At 66.8% G+C, this 16,080-nt stretch carries 14 protein-coding genes; 5 read left to right on the top strand and 9 right to left on the bottom strand.

The annotated features are described in order from the left end of the window. The first annotated feature begins 2 nt into the window (after positions 1–2). The 3 genes from trpD to lexA all read left to right on the top strand — a co-directional run bounded on the left by trpD (position 3) and on the right by lexA (position 2,656). Positions 3–1,040, top strand: a complete 1,038-nt coding sequence (trpD, locus tag ACODSC_RS04660; protein WP_488812252.1) for an anthranilate phosphoribosyltransferase — start codon at positions 3–5, stop codon at positions 1,038–1,040. Further along, a complete protein-coding gene (gene trpC, locus ACODSC_RS04655; protein ID WP_488812250.1) occupies positions 1,037–1,831 on the top strand; it encodes an indole-3-glycerol phosphate synthase TrpC in 795 nt (264 codons plus the stop codon). Before trpD ends, trpC begins: the two co-directional genes overlap by 4 nt. A gap of 129 nt (positions 1,832–1,960) precedes the next feature. Continuing rightward, positions 1,961–2,656 (top strand): transcriptional repressor LexA, encoded by a 696-nt coding sequence (lexA, locus tag ACODSC_RS04650; RefSeq protein WP_159851186.1) that lies wholly within the window; start codon positions 1,961–1,963, stop codon positions 2,654–2,656. Here lexA and ACODSC_RS04645 read toward each other — a convergent pair. Continuing rightward, on the bottom strand, positions 2,637–4,739 hold the full coding sequence (locus ACODSC_RS04645; RefSeq protein ID WP_488812248.1) for a ComEC/Rec2 family competence protein: 2,103 nt from the start codon (positions 4,737–4,739) through the stop codon (positions 2,637–2,639). The two genes, lexA and ACODSC_RS04645, sit on opposite strands and share 20 nt — an antisense overlap. A gap of 79 nt (positions 4,740–4,818) precedes the next feature. Here ACODSC_RS04645 and gltX point away from each other — a divergent pair, with 79 nt between their 5' ends. Together gltX and gltA are read left to right on the top strand one after the other, a co-directional pair. Beyond that, positions 4,819–6,234 (top strand): glutamate--tRNA ligase, encoded by a 1,416-nt coding sequence (gltX, locus tag ACODSC_RS04640; RefSeq protein WP_488812246.1) that lies wholly within the window; start codon positions 4,819–4,821, stop codon positions 6,232–6,234. Positions 6,235–6,300: 66 nt separating this feature from the next. Beyond that, positions 6,301–7,602 (top strand): citrate synthase, encoded by a 1,302-nt coding sequence (gene gltA / locus ACODSC_RS04635; protein ID WP_488812244.1) that lies wholly within the window; start codon positions 6,301–6,303, stop codon positions 7,600–7,602. A gap of 57 nt (positions 7,603–7,659) precedes the next feature. Here gltA and ACODSC_RS04630 read toward each other — a convergent pair whose 3' ends face one another. The 8 genes from ACODSC_RS04630 to bamA are packed head-to-tail and all read right to left on the bottom strand — an operon-like array spanning position 7,660 to position 16,061. Then, a complete protein-coding gene (locus tag ACODSC_RS04630; RefSeq protein WP_488812242.1) occupies positions 7,660–8,598 on the bottom strand; it encodes an FUSC family protein in 939 nt (312 codons plus the stop codon). 56 nt (positions 8,599–8,654) lie between these two features. Then, complete coding sequence (gene lpxB, locus ACODSC_RS04625) at positions 8,655–9,824, bottom strand: lipid-A-disaccharide synthase (protein WP_488812240.1); 1,170 nt, start codon at positions 9,822–9,824, stop codon at positions 8,655–8,657. Further along, positions 9,821–10,660 carry a UDP-2,3-diacylglucosamine diphosphatase gene (gene lpxI, locus ACODSC_RS04620; RefSeq protein WP_426023209.1) on the bottom strand — a complete coding sequence of 280 codons (840 nt, stop codon included), beginning with the start codon at positions 10,658–10,660 and terminating at the stop codon, positions 9,821–9,823. The genes lpxB and lpxI overlap by 4 nt, the downstream gene beginning before the upstream one ends. Next, positions 10,657–11,445, bottom strand: coding sequence for an acyl-ACP--UDP-N-acetylglucosamine O-acyltransferase (lpxA, locus tag ACODSC_RS04615; RefSeq protein ID WP_488812237.1), 789 nt, complete (start codon positions 11,443–11,445; stop codon positions 10,657–10,659). The genes lpxI and lpxA overlap by 4 nt, the downstream gene beginning before the upstream one ends. Continuing rightward, entirely contained in the window at positions 11,445–11,921 is a 477-nt protein-coding gene (fabZ, locus tag ACODSC_RS04610) for a 3-hydroxyacyl-ACP dehydratase FabZ (RefSeq protein ID WP_488812235.1), read from the bottom strand. The genes lpxA and fabZ overlap by 1 nt, the downstream gene beginning before the upstream one ends. A gap of 2 nt (positions 11,922–11,923) precedes the next feature. After that, the gene (gene lpxD, locus ACODSC_RS04605) at positions 11,924–12,937 is read right to left on the bottom strand and encodes a UDP-3-O-(3-hydroxymyristoyl)glucosamine N-acyltransferase (protein WP_488812233.1); all 1,014 of its coding nucleotides are present in this window, start codon (positions 12,935–12,937) and stop codon (positions 11,924–11,926) included. A gap of 7 nt (positions 12,938–12,944) precedes the next feature. Then, a complete protein-coding gene (locus tag ACODSC_RS04600; protein ID WP_488812231.1) occupies positions 12,945–13,559 on the bottom strand; it encodes an OmpH/Skp family outer membrane protein in 615 nt (204 codons plus the stop codon). Positions 13,560–13,589: 30 nt separating this feature from the next. After that, complete coding sequence (gene bamA / locus ACODSC_RS04595) at positions 13,590–16,061, bottom strand: outer membrane protein assembly factor BamA (protein ID WP_488812229.1); 2,472 nt, start codon at positions 16,059–16,061, stop codon at positions 13,590–13,592. Between the last annotated feature and the right edge of the window lie 19 nt (positions 16,062–16,080).

Raw genomic sequence — 16,080 nt, 5'->3', positions numbered from 1 at the left:
TCATGGCAGACGGGTTCAAGCCGATCCTCGCCCGACTGGTCGAGGGCCATCCGCTGACGTCCGAACAGGCGCACGACTTCTTCGCCGCCTGCCTGCGCGGCGAGCCGACCCCGTCGCAGGTCGCCGCCGCCGTCACCGCCATGCGGATGCGCGGCGAGACGGTGGACGAGATCGCCGCCTTCGCCCAGGCCATGCGCGACGCCGCTATGACGCTGGATCATCCCTACGAAGTTATCGACACCTGCGGCACCGGCGGCGACGGGCAGCACACCTATAACATCTCCACGGCCGCCGCCCTCGTTCTGGCCGGAGCGGGCCTGAAGGTCGCCAAGCACGGCAACCGGGCTATGTCTTCCAAATCAGGATCTTCTGACGTTCTGTCGATCCTGGGCGTGAACCTGATGGCGGATCAGGCCCAGCAGAGGAAGGCGCTGGACGAGGCCGGCATCTGCTTCCTGTTCGCCCCCGCCTACCACGGGGCCATGCGCCATGTCGGGCCTGTCCGGGCTGAAATCGGTTTCCGAACTGTTTTCAATCTATTGGGACCACTTTCAAACCCAGCATCTGCAAAACGCCAGGTCATGGGCGTTTATGATCCTCGCCTGCTGGAGCCATTGGCCGAGGTGCTGGGCCGGCTGGGTGCGGCCAGGGCCTGGACCGTTCACGGCCAGGGCCTGGACGAACTGGCGACCTCTGGATCGACGGAGGTTGCGGAATGGAAGGACGGCGCGGTTCGCCGTTTTCAGGTCACGCCCGAGGACGCCGGCCTGCCCCGTGCCTCCATCGAAGACATCCGTGGCGGCGACGCCGAGGAGAACGCCGTCGCCCTGCGCGGGCTGCTCGCGGGAGCCGCCGGTTCCTACCGCGACGTCGTGCTACTGAACGCCGCCGCCGCCCTCGTGGTATCGGACCGAGCGACCGACCTTGCCCAAGGCGCTGTTCTCGCCGCCGCCGCCATTGACGACGGCCGGGCCGCCGAGGCGCTGGAGCGTTTGGCCCGCATCACCTCCACGCCGCTGGAAAGCCAAGACCCCGCATGACCGACGTTCTGGATCGTATCGCCACCTACAAGCGTGAAGACGTCGCCGCCCGCAAGGCCGCGACCTCGCAGGACGCGATCGAGACGCTGGCCCGCACCGCTTCGGCTCCCCGTGGTTTCCGCGCCGCCCTTGAGCATGTGGTAGAAGAGACCGGCCGTCCCGCCCTGATCGCCGAGATCAAGAAGGCCAGTCCATCCAAGGGGCTGATCCGGCCCGACTTCGACCCGCCGGCCCTGGCGCGTGCTTACCAGGCGGGCGGCGCGGCCTGCCTCTCGGTCTTGACCGACGGTCCCAGCTTCCAGGGCGATGACGCCTATCTGGGCCAGGCGCGTGACGCGGTCGCCCTGCCCTGCCTGCGCAAGGATTTCCTGGTCGATCCCTGGCAGGTCGCCGAAAGCCGCGCCCTGGGCGCCGACTGCATCCTGATCATCCTGGCCATGGTCGATGATCGGCTGGCCGCCGAGCTGCTGTCCGAGGCCGAGCGCCTGGGCATGGACGCCCTGATCGAGACCCACGACGAAGAGGAAATGGCGCGCGCCTGTGCGCTGGGCGGCGATCTGGTGGGGGTCAATAACCGCTCGCTGCGCACCTTTGAGGTCGATCTGGAGGTGACCGAGCGCCTGTCGATGCTTAGCCCTGTCCGCGCCCTGCTCGTCGCCGAAAGCGGCATCTTCACGCCCGACGATGTCGAGCGCGTTTCGGCCGCCCATGCCCAGGCCATTCTGGTCGGCGAGAGCCTGATGCGACAAGCCGATGTTGAGGCGGCGACGCGACAACTGCTGGCGGCCTGATCGACTTGCTCGCGTCACGCGGCGTCCCAAGGGCGCTGTTAAGTTGACATTAGGAAGGAACACTTACAGAACATCGACAAATGTTCACGGCCCGTTCCGATTCGTCGGCGGGCGCATGAGGGCCTGGCGATGCTCACGCGCAAGCAGCACGAACTGCTGATGTTCATCCACGAACGGATTCAGGAGACAGGCGTCTCCCCCTCCTTCGACGAGATGAAGGAGGCGCTGGACCTGGCGTCCAAGTCGGGCATTCACCGGCTGATAACGGCGCTGGAGGAGCGCGGCTTCATCCGCCGCCTCGCCCACCGCGCCCGCGCCCTGGAAGTCACCAAACTGCCCGAACAGGCCACGGCTGGCGCGCCGCGCGGCCGGGCCGGGTTCAAGCCTGACGTGATCGAAGGCGGCGGCGGACGCGCCCTGGCGCCGCTTGCGGCCAATGACACCCGAGAGCTGCCGTTGATGGGCAAGATCGCCGCCGGCACGCCGATCGACGCCATCGAGCACGAGACGGCGCGCTATCCCGTTCCTGAATCCATGCTGGGCTCGGGCGAACACTACCTGCTTGAGATCGAAGGCGATTCGATGATCGAGGCGGGCATTCTGAACGGCGACATGGTGGTCATCAAATCGACCGACAACGCCTCCTCGGGCGAGATCGTCGTGGCGCTGGTCGAAGGCGAACACGCGACGCTGAAGCGGCTTCGCAAGAAGGGCGCCTCCATCGCGCTGGAGCCCGCCAACCGCAACTACGAAACCAAGATCTACGGGTCGGATCAGGTCGCCGTTCAGGGCAAGCTGGTCGGCCTCATGCGCCGCTATCACTGACGTCCGGGTTCGGCTGGCGTGCCCAGGGGCGGTCGCCCCGCACGTCGGCCGTCCAGACGGCGCGCCATCGGCCCGTTTCAGACGGACTATCACGCCATAACTCAACCGCGCCGCCTCTGGTGAAATCGATGCCGTCGAGCACCAGGCGTTCCTGACAAGCGCTTGGAATCGATGTGAGGACCGCGCGCACGCTGATGACGGGCGCCGCGCGGCATAGGGCCTTCATCTGGTCTGGACCGGGAGCCTTGCGTCCCCACCAGATCGCGACAGGTCCCTGGTTAGACTCTGGCCGACAAGAAAAGCGGTCGCAGGCCCAGCCCGTCTCCGGCCGATCCGTCATGGTCAGGCCGCGCCGCCGCGACCACAGATCGACAGCGAACTCTCGGACGCCGGGCCTGACGACAACCGCCGCCTTCTCGCGATGAAATGCGGCGTTTGTCCCCCCGTCTCCAATCCACAGATCCGGCGTCGGCGCGCGCGGCCAGACCAGCACCGCCGCCGCCAGCGGCAGGCCCAGCCACCTCAGTCGTCCCTGCCACACACAGACGAACAGCACCCCCAGGAAGGCGATCGGCAGGACATAGTCCGGCGCACTGGCCACCGTCCGCACCGCCCCCGGCAGCCCCGCCGTCCAGGTTCCGATCGCCAGCATCAGATCGACGCCCCATCCCGCGACCGCCAGGAAAGGCCCGCCCAGTCCCAGCGGCTCCAGCGCCGCGCCGATGGCCAGGGCCGGCATCAGGATGAAGTCCGCAACCGGCGACGTGCCCAGGTTCGCCAACAGCCCGTACATGGCCGTGCGATTGAAATGCTGCATGGCGAACGGGCCGGTCGCCAGCCCCGCCACGACGCTGGCCGCGACGGCCGCCGTCAGCCAGCCGCCGAAACGCTGGATCGCCAGAATCGGCCACGGGGCGGAAATCTCTCGCGTCCGCTTGGGCCAGGCCTCGACCAGGGCAACCAAGGCGGCGGTCGCCGCGAACGACATTTGAAACCCCGGCGTGACGATGGCCTCCGGCTGGATCGCCAGGACGATGAAGGCGGCGACGGCCAGGCCGTGCATCGTCACCGCCTGCCGATCCAGCAGGATGGCCAGGAAGGCGATGGAGGCGGTGATGGCTGCTCGCTCGGCCGGGGGCGGCGCACCCGACACCACCAGATAGACGCCAACCGCCGTCAGTCCCGCCACGGCCGCGACCTTCTTGCCGTGAACCCGCAGGGCCAACCAAGGCCAAGCCGCCACGCCCAGCCGCACGGCGAAGAAGACGAAACCGCCGACGATGGCCATGTGCAACCCGGACACCGACAGGATGTGCGCCAGGCCGGAATCCCGCATGACGTCCATGTCTTCCTGACTGATCCAGGTCTCGTGGCTGGTGGTCATGGCGGCGGCGATTCCGCCCGTCCGCTCGCCCAGGCGCGCCACGATCCGCTCCGCCAAGGCATAACGCGCGCCATTTACAGCCATCGCCAACCGAAGCCGCCATGGCGGCGGCGCGAGATCGGCGGGCCGTGTCTCACCCAGGGCAAAGGCCACACCGCCCATACCCTGGAAAAAGGCGTTGCGGCCGAAATCATAGGCGCCGGGGCTGGCCGGCGCAGGCGGTGGATTGAGGATGCCGAACAGACGGATCGCCTCGCCTGGTTTGGGCGGTTCGCCTCGCACCGTCGCCCGCAAACGCACGGGCGTTTGATCTGGCGTAAGCCCCCGTACCCAGACCGGCGCGATCACGATCCGCGCGCCCCTCTGGCCGGGACTGTCGACGTCCACGACCCAGGCCTCGATCACAGTCGGCTCGCTCATTGCGGGCGCGATGGGCGCGGCGACCATTTCGGTGCGGACCTTGGCGGCCGCCAAACCGCCGGCGACACAGGCCAGCATCAATAGCGGCCAAGTCAGACGCCGCGCCCAACCCCGCCGCCTCGCCGCGATCCAGGTCGCAAAGGCGACGACTGCGCCCAGCAACAGAGGCCACAACGGCGGCTCGGCACGCAGGGCGAAATAGACCGCGGCGCCGGCGCCGAACGCGACCGGAGCCCACAACCGCCATCGCAGCGTCTGCGCCGCGACCTCCTCGCCCAACCACGCGCGCAATCGCGCGGCGGGGGTAGGCTTTGCCGCATCGGGGCGTATAAGGGCCTCGCTTACGGACCCCTCGCCTATGACCTCACCTTCCTCGACTGTCGTCACCCGCTTCGCCCCCTCGCCGACAGGCTATCTGCATATCGGCGGAGCGAGAACCGCCTTGTTCAACTGGCTGTACGCCAAGAGACACGCTGGGCGTTTCCTGATCCGGGTCGAAGACACCGACCGCGAACGCTCCACCGACGAGGCGGTCAAGGCCATCTTCGACGGCCTGAGCTGGCTGGAGCTGTTCGCCGACGACGAGCCGGTGTTCCAGTACAGCCGCGCCGACCGCCACCGCGAGGTGGTCGATCAACTGCTCGAAACGGGCCACGCCTACCGCGACTTCACCTCCGCCGGGGACACGGGCCGTCTGCGCGACGAAGCCAAAGCCGAGAAACGCACCTTCGAATCGCCTTGGCGCGACCGAGAGCCCACGGTCGATGACCTGGCCCTGCCCCACGTCGTGCGCTTCCGCCGCCCCAAGGCGACGACCGTCACCGTCGCCGACGAGGTCCAGGGTTCGGTCAGCTGGTCCACCGAAGATCTCGACGACCTGGTGCTGCTGCGCTCGGACGGCGCGCCGACCTATAACCTCGCTGTCGTCGTGGACGACCACGACATGGGCGTGACCCATGTCATTCGCGGCGATGACCATCTGAACAACGCCGCCCGTCAGAGCCTGATCTACGACGCCCTGGGCTGGACCCGGCCGACCTTCGCCCACATCCCTCTGATCCACGGTCCCGACGGCGCCAAACTGTCGAAACGGCACGGGGCCCAGGCGGTGCATGAATATGCCGAGATGGGCTATCTGCCCGAGGCCATGCGCAACTATCTGGCGCGCCTGGGTTGGGCGCACGGCGACGACGAACTGTTCAGCGACGCCCAGGCCGTGGAATGGTTCGATCTGGCGGGGATCGGCAAGGCGCCGGCGCGGCTGGACTTCGACAAGCTGGCCCACGTCAATTCGCACTGGCTGCGGCTCGCCGACGACGAACGCCTGGCCAAGCTGACGCTGGACGTCCATCTGGCGCGCGGTCGCGCCCTTTCAGAGGCCGACGAAGCCAAGCTTCAGCGCGCCATGCCCTTCGTCAAGGATCGCGCCAAGACGGTGCTGGACCTGGCCGATCAGACCGCATTCGTACTGAAGGCTCGCCCCCTGGCGCTCAACGACAAGGCGCGCGGCCAGCTATCAGGCGAAACGCTGGACCGCCTCGGGCGCCTGCGGGATCGGCTGGCGCTTTTCCAGTCCTGGGACGTCTTCGCCCTGGAGGCCGAACTCAAGAGCTTCGCCGAATCCGAACAGGTCGGGTTCGGCAAGATCGGGCCGCCGATGCGTGCGGCCCTTACCGCAGGGTCAAGTTCACCCGATATCGCACGAACTTTGTCCGCTCTCGGGCGCGACGAAAGTCTCGGGCGCTTGGATGATGCGCTGCAACAGACTAAGTGATCACCCACAAACCAAAAAGCGGCCGACGCCTCCCCGCGCCTGGACGTATGATGCAAAGGGGCATTCATGACTGAACAAGCCAACACCGCCGGCTCGGCGACCCTGTCCTTCGAGGGCAAGACCATCGAGTTGCCGGTCCTTTCGGGCTCCACCGGCCCGGACGTCATCGACATCCGCAAGATGTATGCGGGTACGGGCGCCTTCACCTTCGACCCGGGCTTCACCTCCACGGCCGCGTGCGAATCTGCCCTGACCTATATCGACGGCGACGCCGGCGTGCTGCTGCACCGCGGCTATCCGATCGACCAGCTGGCCTCGCAATCGAACTTCGTCGAGGTCTGCCATCTGCTGCTGCACGGCGAACTGCCGACGGCGGAGCAGTTCGAGAAGTTCGAAAACAGCATCACCATGCACACGATGCTGCACAGCCAGTTCGACCGCTTCTTCGAGGGCTTCCGTCGCGACGCCCACCCGATGGCGATCATGGTCGGCACCGTCGGCGCCCTATCGGCCTTCTATCACGACAGCCTGGACATCCATGATCCGGTCCAACGCGACATCTCGGCCATCCGCCTGATCGCCAAGATGCCGACGATCGCGGCCCGCGCCTACAAATACCATATCGGCCAGCCGTTCGTGTCGCCGCGCAACGATCTGTCCTATGCGGAGAACTTCCTGCGCATGTGCTTCGCCGTGCCGGCCGAGGACTATCACGTCGATCCGGCCCTGGTGCGCGCCATGGACCGCATCTTCACCCTGCACGCAGACCACGAGCAGAACGCCTCCACCTCGACCGTGCGTTTGGCCGGTTCGTCGGGCGCCAATCCGTTCGCCTGTATCGCCGCCGGCATCGCCTGCCTGTGGGGCCCTTCGCACGGCGGCGCCAACGAAGAGGCGCTGACCATGCTCAAGCAGATCGGCACCCCGGAAAACATCCCCGATTTCATCCAGGGCGTGAAGGACCGCAAGTACAAGCTGATGGGCTTCGGCCACCGCGTGTACAAGAACTACGATCCGCGCGCCAAGGTCATGCAGCAGTCGGCCTATGAGGTCCTGGCCGCCACGGGCCGTGAGAACGACCCGCTGTTCCTGGTCGCCAAGGAGCTGGAAAAGGTCGCCCTGTCGGACGAATATTTCACCTCGCGCAAGCTGTTCCCGAACGTCGACTTCTATTCGGGCATCACCCTGTCGGCGATGGGCTTCCCGACCAGCATGTTCACCGTCCTGTTCGCCCTGGCCCGCACCGTGGGCTGGATCGCCCAGTGGCAGGAAATGATGGCGGATCCCTCGCAGAAGATCGGCCGCCCGCGTCAGCTCTACACGGGCCCGACCGAGCGCGATTACGTGCCGATCGAACAGCGCGGCTGATTCACGAGACTGAAATGCAGAACGCCGGGGAGCCATCCCCGGCGTTTTTCTTTGCCGTCAGACCAGCTTCAGATCGGCGAACCGCGCGGCCAGGTCGTCCAGGTCGCGGTGCATGTGCGCCACGCCGATGGCGGCGGCGCCCAACGCCATGTCGTCGCCCTCCACAGCCATGGACAGGGCCAGGCTCTGGTCGATCGGCCCCATCGGCGCGGCGGCCTTACCCTGCGAAAGGGCTTCAAGCCGCTCCACCGCACGCGCCGCGTCCTGTGACCAGGGATCCAGCCTCGCGCCTGCGCCTTCGGCCTGAAAACCACGCCCCAGAATCACGATGTCGCTGCGCACCCGCCAGAAGGCGCGCGCCAGGGCGGCGCGGTCGGCGGTCTCGCGCTGGGGGCCGGGCAGATCGATCACGTTCTGCGCCGCCTGACCCAGCCCATCTAGCCGTCGTTTCAGATCGGCATGGCGTCGGGTGATCTCGGACGCGTCCGCCGGATCACCCTTCGATACCAAAGCCAAAAGCGCCGCCGCTTCGCCCGCCGCCTCGCGCGCCTGCAGCTTGAACGACTGATGGGCATGACGGGGGAACAGCGCCAGGATCGCCATCACACCGACGCCGCTGCCGACCAGGATTTCCATCACCCGATCCAGAGCCAGCGAAGCCGGCCCTTCCGCCCCGGTCCCGCCGGCGATGACGATGGTCGCCGTCACGGGCGCGATCTTCAGCCAGGGGCGGCCGGCTCCGAAAAACGCCAGCAAGGCCGTGGATGCGGCGATGCTCAGGGCCATGCTTTCCATGCCGGGCGGACGCAGGAAGGCGAAGACCGCACCGACTAACGCGCCCGTCACCGTGCCGATGGCCCGATCCCGCGCGACGGTCAGCACCCCGCCCCCGACGCTGGCCTGGATGACGACGATGGCGGAGATCACGCTCCAGTAGGGGTGCGGCAGGTTCAGCCATGTGGCGAGATAGAGGGCCGCCATGGCGCCGACCGCCATCTGCAACGCGGCCCGGACTTCTGCGGCCCGTCGGGGACTGAGCGCCCGCGCCACGGTCAGCCCCGTGCTTTTGCAGCGATGACCTTCAACACGGCGTCCGCCGCCAACTCCGACGGGTCCGCTCCACCGCGCCCCATCAAGTCCAGGGCCGCTGTCTGACGTTGCGCCTGTTCGGCCGCCATGGCCGGATCGGACAGCAACCGACCGACCGCCGCCGCCAGGATGGCGGGCGTCGCCTCGTGCTGGATGAACTCCGGCGCGATCCGGTCGTCGGCGGCGACGTTGAACAGGGTGATGTGTTTCGCCGTCACCATCCGCTTCATCAACTGATAGCTCAGCCCGTCGATCTTGTAGGCGATGACCATGGGCGCGCCGGCCAGGGCCAGTTCGGTGGAGACCGTGCCGCTGGTGGCCAGGGCGACCGTCGCGGCGCGCATGGCGTCGTACTTCTCGGCCTCGTCCACGAGATGCGCCCGGAACGGCCAGGCGGCGACCCGTCCCGCGACATCCCTTGCCACGGTCCCCGCGGCGACGACGGCGATTTCCAGCGCCGGATCGATGGCCTTCAACTTGCCGATCGCCGCCTCATAGACCGGCGTCATTCGCGTGATCTCGCTGGGGCGGCTGCCCGGAAGCACCAGCAGCAGCTTGGCGTCGGCGGCGATGCCGCGTCGCGCCCGGAAGGCTGCGCCGTCGGCGCCGGCCATATCGACATGCAGGGCGGACGAGCCGACCACGGTCGTCGGCAGACCTTCCCGCTCGAACCAGGGGGCGTCGAAGCTGTAGAGCGCCAGTAGATGATCGACCGCCGCTGCCAGCGTCCTTGCCCGGCCCGGCCGGGACGCCCACACCTGCGGCCCGACGTATTTTATCAGAGGCACATCCGGCCGCGCCGCGCGGATGGCCTTGGCGACCCGGATGGTGAAGCCCCAGCTGTCGATCAGGACCACGGCGTCGGGTTTTTCTCGCTCGGCCAGCGCCGCCGTCTCCTCGACGCGGCGCTTGACCTTGCCATAGGCGCGCAGGCCCTCGATCCAACCCAGGATCGAAAGTTCGGCGATGTCGAACGGGCTCGCGATACCTTCGGCCGCCATCTGGGGACCGCCGACGCCGACAAAAGTGACGTCCGCACCCAGCCGCGCCTTCAACGCCCTGGCCAGCCCGGCGCCGAGCGCGTCTCCCGAGGCCTCGGCCGCCACCAGCATGATCTTCAATGGGCGGCTCATCGCGCTTCGCCCCACACGAACAGACCCAGGCGGTCGGCCGCCGCGATTATGGCCGCGCGGTCGATCAGGATCAGCCGTCCCGCCACCCCGCCGATGCCGGCCAGACCCGCCGCCGCCGCCATCTCAACGGTGCGCGGCCCGATCACCGGCATGTCCACCCGCAGGTCTTGGATCGGCTTGGGCGCCTTGCCCAGCGCGCCCTTACGATCACCGGCCGAGCCGCGCAGATCGGCCGGCAGTCCCGCGACCCGGCTCAACATGGCGTCGGTCCCCTCCTGCGCCTCGACCGCGAGCACTAGGCCGTCACACACGACCGCGCCCTGCCCGATGTCCAGTTCGCCTGATTTTTCCGCGACATGAAGCGCCTTCTTCAGGTCAACCAATTGCTCCGGCGTGGGCGAAACCGCGCCCAAGGCTCCGGCCGCCAGCATTTCTCCGCCCAGAATGTCGTCGGCGCCTTCGACGGCGAAGCCTTCGGCCTCGAACACCGACAGGATCTTGCGCAACAGGGCGTCGTCGCCCTTGGACGCCGCCGCCACGATGCCAGGCAGCAGGGTCGCGCCCTTGAAATCGGGCTTCAACGTCTTGAAGTCGGGTCGGTTGACGATGCCCGCCAGACAGACGGTCGTACAGCGCTCGGCCTTCAGGGCCTTCAGGATCGCCCCGATCTGAGCCATGCCGAACTCGGAGCCGGGCCAGCGCGCCAGATGGGGATCGGCGAACCCGGCCAAGCGGATCAGGAAGACCGGACGCCCCTCGGCGTCGCACCGCGCCGCCACCGCCGCCGGCAGGTCGCCGCCGCCCGCGATCAAGCCCAGCTTGCCGGAACCGGTCATTCCGCGTTCGGCAGACACAGCGGACGCCGCCCGCCGTCGCGGATGAAGGCGATGATCTCCATGATCTCGGGCAAGTCGGCATAGGCCTGGGCCACGCCGTCGATCCGACCCGCAAATTCGCCCGGGCCTTCGAACAGGTCGCGATAGGCCGCCAGCAGACGGCGCACCTGATCCTTGCCGTAACCTTTGCGCTTCAGCCCGATCAGGTTCAGCCCACGCAGCCGCGCATGATTGCCCCAAGCCGACCCGTAGGGGATGACGTCGCGCGTCACGGCGGCAAGACCGCCGATGATCGCCCCCTGCCCCACGCGCCCGTTCTGGTGGACGGCGCATAGGCCGCCCAGGAAGACCTTGTCGCCGATATGAGCATGGCCGCCCAGGGTGGCGTTGTTGGCCATGACGACATTGTTCCCGACCACGCAGTCGTGGCCGATGTGGGCGCCGGTCATGAACAGATTGTTGGAGCCGACGACGGTCACGCCCGTCCCCTGCGGCGTGCCCCGGTTGAAGGTGCAGTGTTCGCGGATCAGGTTGTTCTCGCCGATCTCCAGCCGCACCGACTCGCCCTTGTAGCCGTTGTGCTGCGGGTCGCCGCCGATCACGGCGAACGGATGGATCACCGTCCCCGCGCCCACGGTCGTATCCTGCTGAACCACCACATGGCTGACCAGTCGCACGCACTCGGCCAGCACCACGTTCGGCCCGATGTTGCACCAGGGCCCGACCTGGACCCCGTCGGCCAGGGTCGCCGTGGCGTCGATCAGGGCGGTCGGGTGGATGGTCATCAGGCGGCAGGCTCTGTCGCTGGAGTAGGCACCGTCACGACCATGGCCATGAACTCCGCCTCAGCCGCCAGCTTGCCGTCGATGAAGGTCTCGCCGCGGAACTTGTAGGCATCGCCGCGCGCCTTGATCACCTTGACCTCCATCCGCAGCTGGTCGCCCGGCCGCGCCGGCTTCCTGAACCGCACCCCGTCGATGGACATGAACATGATGACCTTGTCGGCCACGGCGACGTCCAGGGTCTTGGACATCAGCAGGGCGCCGGTCTGGGCCATGGCCTCGACGATCAGCACGCCGGGCATGACCGGATCGATCGGGAAATGCCCCTGGAAGAACGGCTCGTTGTGGCTGACGTTCTTGATGCCGACGATCGAGGTGCGGGGCACAAAGGCCTCGGCCTTGTCCACCAGCAGGAAGGGATAGCGGTGCGGCAGCCGCCGCATCACCTCGGCGTAATCGATCTTGCCCTCTTCGCTCATCCCTATGATTCCTTCGGGGCCTTCTTTGAAGAGGCCTGTTTGGCGAGCCAGATGGTTTCGCGCAAGAACTGTCGGATCGGACGGGCCGGATAACCGGACCAGGTCTCGCCCGCCGGAATGTTCGCCAGCACCCCTGCGCCTGCCGCAACCCGCGCGCCCTCGCCGATGGTGATGTGGTCGCCGATCCCCGCCTTGCCTCCGAAGATGACGTTGTCGCCGCTGGTCACCGAGCCCGAAATGCCCGTGTTGGCGGCCATCAGATTGTTGCGGCCGATGACGCAGTTGTGGCCCACCATGACCAGATTATCGATCTTGGTGTTCTCGCCAATGACCGTGTCGTCATAGGCGCCACGGTCGATGCAGGAGTTGGCGCCGACCGTCACCCCGTCTTGCAGGATGACGCGACCCAGTTGGGGAATGTCCATGGCGCCGGAGGCCGTGCCGGTGGCGCCGAAACCCGCCTCGCCGATCCGTGCGCCGGCGTACAGCTTCACCCGGTCGCCGATCAGGGCGAAGCCGACGGTGACGTTCGAGCCGATGACGCAGTCACGCCCGATCTGCACGCCCGGCCCGATGACGGTGTTGGCGCCGATGCGTGTGCCGCGCCCGATGCGGACGCCCTCACCCAGGATTGCGCCCGGCTCGACCACCACGCTGTCATCCTCGGCCGCCTCAGACGCCGCAATGGCCCGGTCCAGAGGAATCGGACGGTGCAGCAAGGCTGACGCCATGGCCCAGGACGCCTGGGGCGTGCGGGAAACGATGACAGCCGTCTCGGCGGGGGCCGACGCTACGGCCTCAGCCGACATAATCACGCAACCCGCCTTGGTCGCAGTCAGGGCCGCCGTGAACTTGCGGTCGCCCAGAAACGCGATCGCGCCCCCGTCCGCAGAGGACAGAGGCGCGACAGAAGCGATCATCCGCTCCCCGCCCCGTTCGACTGTCCCGCCGGTTCGCGCCGCCAGATCGGCGACGCTGAGTTGCGGCAGGGTTTCGAAGAAGCGGGGATCCGGCATCGAGGGCTTAGTTGGCGGCGGCCGGCTGTTGACCCTGGGTCTGGGTCTGGGCCGGCACCGGCATGCGGTTGAAGCTGAGGGTCGGCAGGGCCGTGTTCAGGCGCTGGATGGCCAGATCGGTCACGTCCATGGCCGGGTTCATCATGAAGACGCTTTCACGGTCGAGCAGCAGACCGCAGCCCTTTTCCTGATAGAGGGCGGTCAGGATCGGCGAAACGGCTTCAGTGATCGCCTGACGCTGCATGCCCAGGGTGTAGCGCAGCTCGCTCTCGCGCGTGCTTTCCAGCTGTTGGGCTTCCTGGGCGCGCTGTTGCAGGGCCTGACGGCGCTGTTGCAACTGGTCGGCCGGCAGGCTCGCGCCCGTGGTCTGGAGTTGCTGGGCTTCGGTCTGGATCGAGGTAGCGTAGGGCTGCAGTTCGCCTTGAACTTCCTGGGCCAGCTGCTGCATGCGGGCTTCGACGGCCTGACCGGCCGACGACTGGGCCAGCAGACGCGCGTTGTAATAGACGCAGACGCCCGGGATGACCGGACCGGGGTTGGACGGCGCGGACGCCTGTTGAGCCGAAGCGGCGGTGGCCAGAAGCGAAGCAGCGGCCGCAGCCGCGATAATCAAAGCTTTCATAGTTTCCTCGTGCGGTCGAAAAAGCCGCGATTAGAACTGGGTGGAGGTCGAGAAGCGGAAGGATTCCGTCTTGTCGTAGTCTTCCTTGGACAGCACCTTGGAAATATCGAAGCGGATCGGTCCCATCGGCGACTTCCAGTGGATGCTGATGCCTGCCGACGCGCGCAGTGACAGCTCGTCGGCGATACTGGTGTCGACGGTGCCCGTGGACGTCAGCTTGTAGCGGTCGTCCAGCACGCCCAGCGTACCGACATCGGCGAACAGCGACGTCTTGATACCATACTGCTCGGGAAGATAGTTGGGCAGGGTCAGTTCGACGGTCCCGATGGCGTAGAAGTTGCCGCCCAGAGCGTCGGTCGTGTCCAGATCGCGCGGCCCCATGCCGGCCGTCTCGAAGCCGCGGAAGCTGTTGCCGCCCTTGAAGAAGCGGTCGTTGATGCGGATGGGATCGCCGTTCCAGCCGCTGATGTAGCCGGTCGAACCCATGACGCTGACGACCCAGCTCGGCGTGAAACCATAGTACCAGCTCGCGTCGGCCTCGGTCTTCACATAGTTCACGTCGCCGCCGATGCCCGCCAGATCCTGACGCAGCGAACCCGCCCAGCCGCGCGTCGGGCGGACCGGATCATTGGTGTAGTTGATCTGCAGCGTATAGCCGGCCGACGAGTTGATGTAGCTGCCGACCTGATCGCACAGAGCCGACGAACCGCTGCCGGCGGCGGCGCAATAGCCGGTCGGCACGATGATTTCGTCCGACTTCAGGAAGTAGCGGGTGCTGAGCAACATGTTGCCGTTCAGCGGATAGGACAGACGCAGGCCCGCGCCGGTCGAGCGATAGTCGTATGACGAATATTCGCTGAGGTCATAGCGCGAGTGGAACAGGTCGAAACCGGCGCGCAGGTCGCGGCCCAGGAACTTCGGCTCGGTGAAGCGGAAATCGACCTGCTGGCGCAGCGAGCCCCATTCCAGACGCGCCACCACGTTCTGGCCGCGACCGCGGAAGTTCCGCTCGGAAATGCCCAGGTTGACAGTGAAGGAGTCCACCGAGCTGAAGCCGGCGCCGACGGACAGTTCGCCGGTCGGCTGTTCCTCGACATTGACGTTGATGATCGAGCGGTCCGGCGCACTGCCGCGCGTTTCCTCGACCGTCACGTCCTTGAAGAAGCCCAGGGCGCGCAAGTTGTTGCGCGACCGCTCCATCAAGGCGCGGTTGAAGGCGTCGCCTTCGGTCAGCATCAGTTCTCGGCGGACGACCGGGTCGATGGTGCGGGTGTTGCCCACCACATTGATGCGGTCGATATAGACCCGCTGGCCTTCCGACACGTTGAACGTCACGTCCACCGTGTCCGTCTCGGGATTGGCCTTGTAGGTCGGGTTGATCTCGACGAAGGCGTAGCCGGCCGAGCCGGCGGCGAAGGTCAAGGCGTCGACCGCGCTTTCGATCTTGTCGCTTTCGTACAGATCACCCGAGCGAATCGGGATCAGCCGCTCGAGGAAGGCCGCGTTCAGTCGGTCGTTCTCGGTGACGACCTTGACCTCGCCGAAGTTGTATTTGTCGCCTTCGTTCAGCGTCAGCGTCAGCTGGAACGCCTGATTGTCAGGCTGCAGTTCGGCAACGGACGAGATCACGCGGAAGTCGTAAAAGCCGCGGTTGGTGTAGAATTTCCGCAGTTGCTCCTGATCGTATTCCAGGCGGTTGGGATCGTAGTTGTCGTTGTTCGAGAAGAACTTCCACCAGGTGGACTTCTCGGTGACCATCACGCCGCGCACGTCGTTGTCCGAGAAGGCTTCGTTGCCCAGGACATTGATCGCGCTGATGCCCGTCTGGGGGCCTTCGTTGATCTCGAAGATGACATCGACGCGGTTCTGCTCCAGCTGGACCAGTTTGGGCGTCACGGTCGCGGAAATGCGCCCCTGGAGACGATACAGTTCGATGATGGCGCCGACGTCTTCCTGTACCTTGGCGCGGGTATAGATGCCGCGCGGCGACAGGGTGACTTCCTTGGTCAGCTTGTCCTCGGAAAGCGCCTTGTTCCCCTCGAAGACCACCTGGTTGATGATCGGGTTCTCGACGATCTGGACGATCAGGTCGCCGTTCTGAACGCCCAACTGAACATCTGCGAAAAGACCGGTGCGCGACAGGGTACGGACCGCGACGTCCAGCACCGAGGCGTCCACGGAGTCGCCGGGCCGGATCGGCAGGTAGGACAGGACCGTCGTCTGATCAATCCGCTGCGCGCCCTGGACCAGGATGCGGTTGATCGTGATCGTCTGCGGCGCAGCGATCTCAACGCGCGGCGTCTGCTCTGCGGTCGCCGCTGGCGCCGGGGCCGTGGGCGAAGCGGGCGGCGTGGTTGTAGGGGCAGGCGTTGCGGGCGCCGGCGTCGGAGCAGGCGCGGTCTGGGCCAGGGCCGGCGCGCCGAGCCCGGCGGCGACGGCCAGCGCCAACAGGCTGGAACGGGCGCTCAGTCGAACGGCGGCGCGAGAGGTCATATCATTCATTCGGGAAACCATCGGGGGC

The sequence above is a fragment of the Brevundimonas sp. FG128 genome (assembly GCF_057809775.1).
The sequence above is the reverse complement of the archived record's forward strand: the minus strand, read 5'-3'. Positions and strand labels throughout refer to the sequence as shown.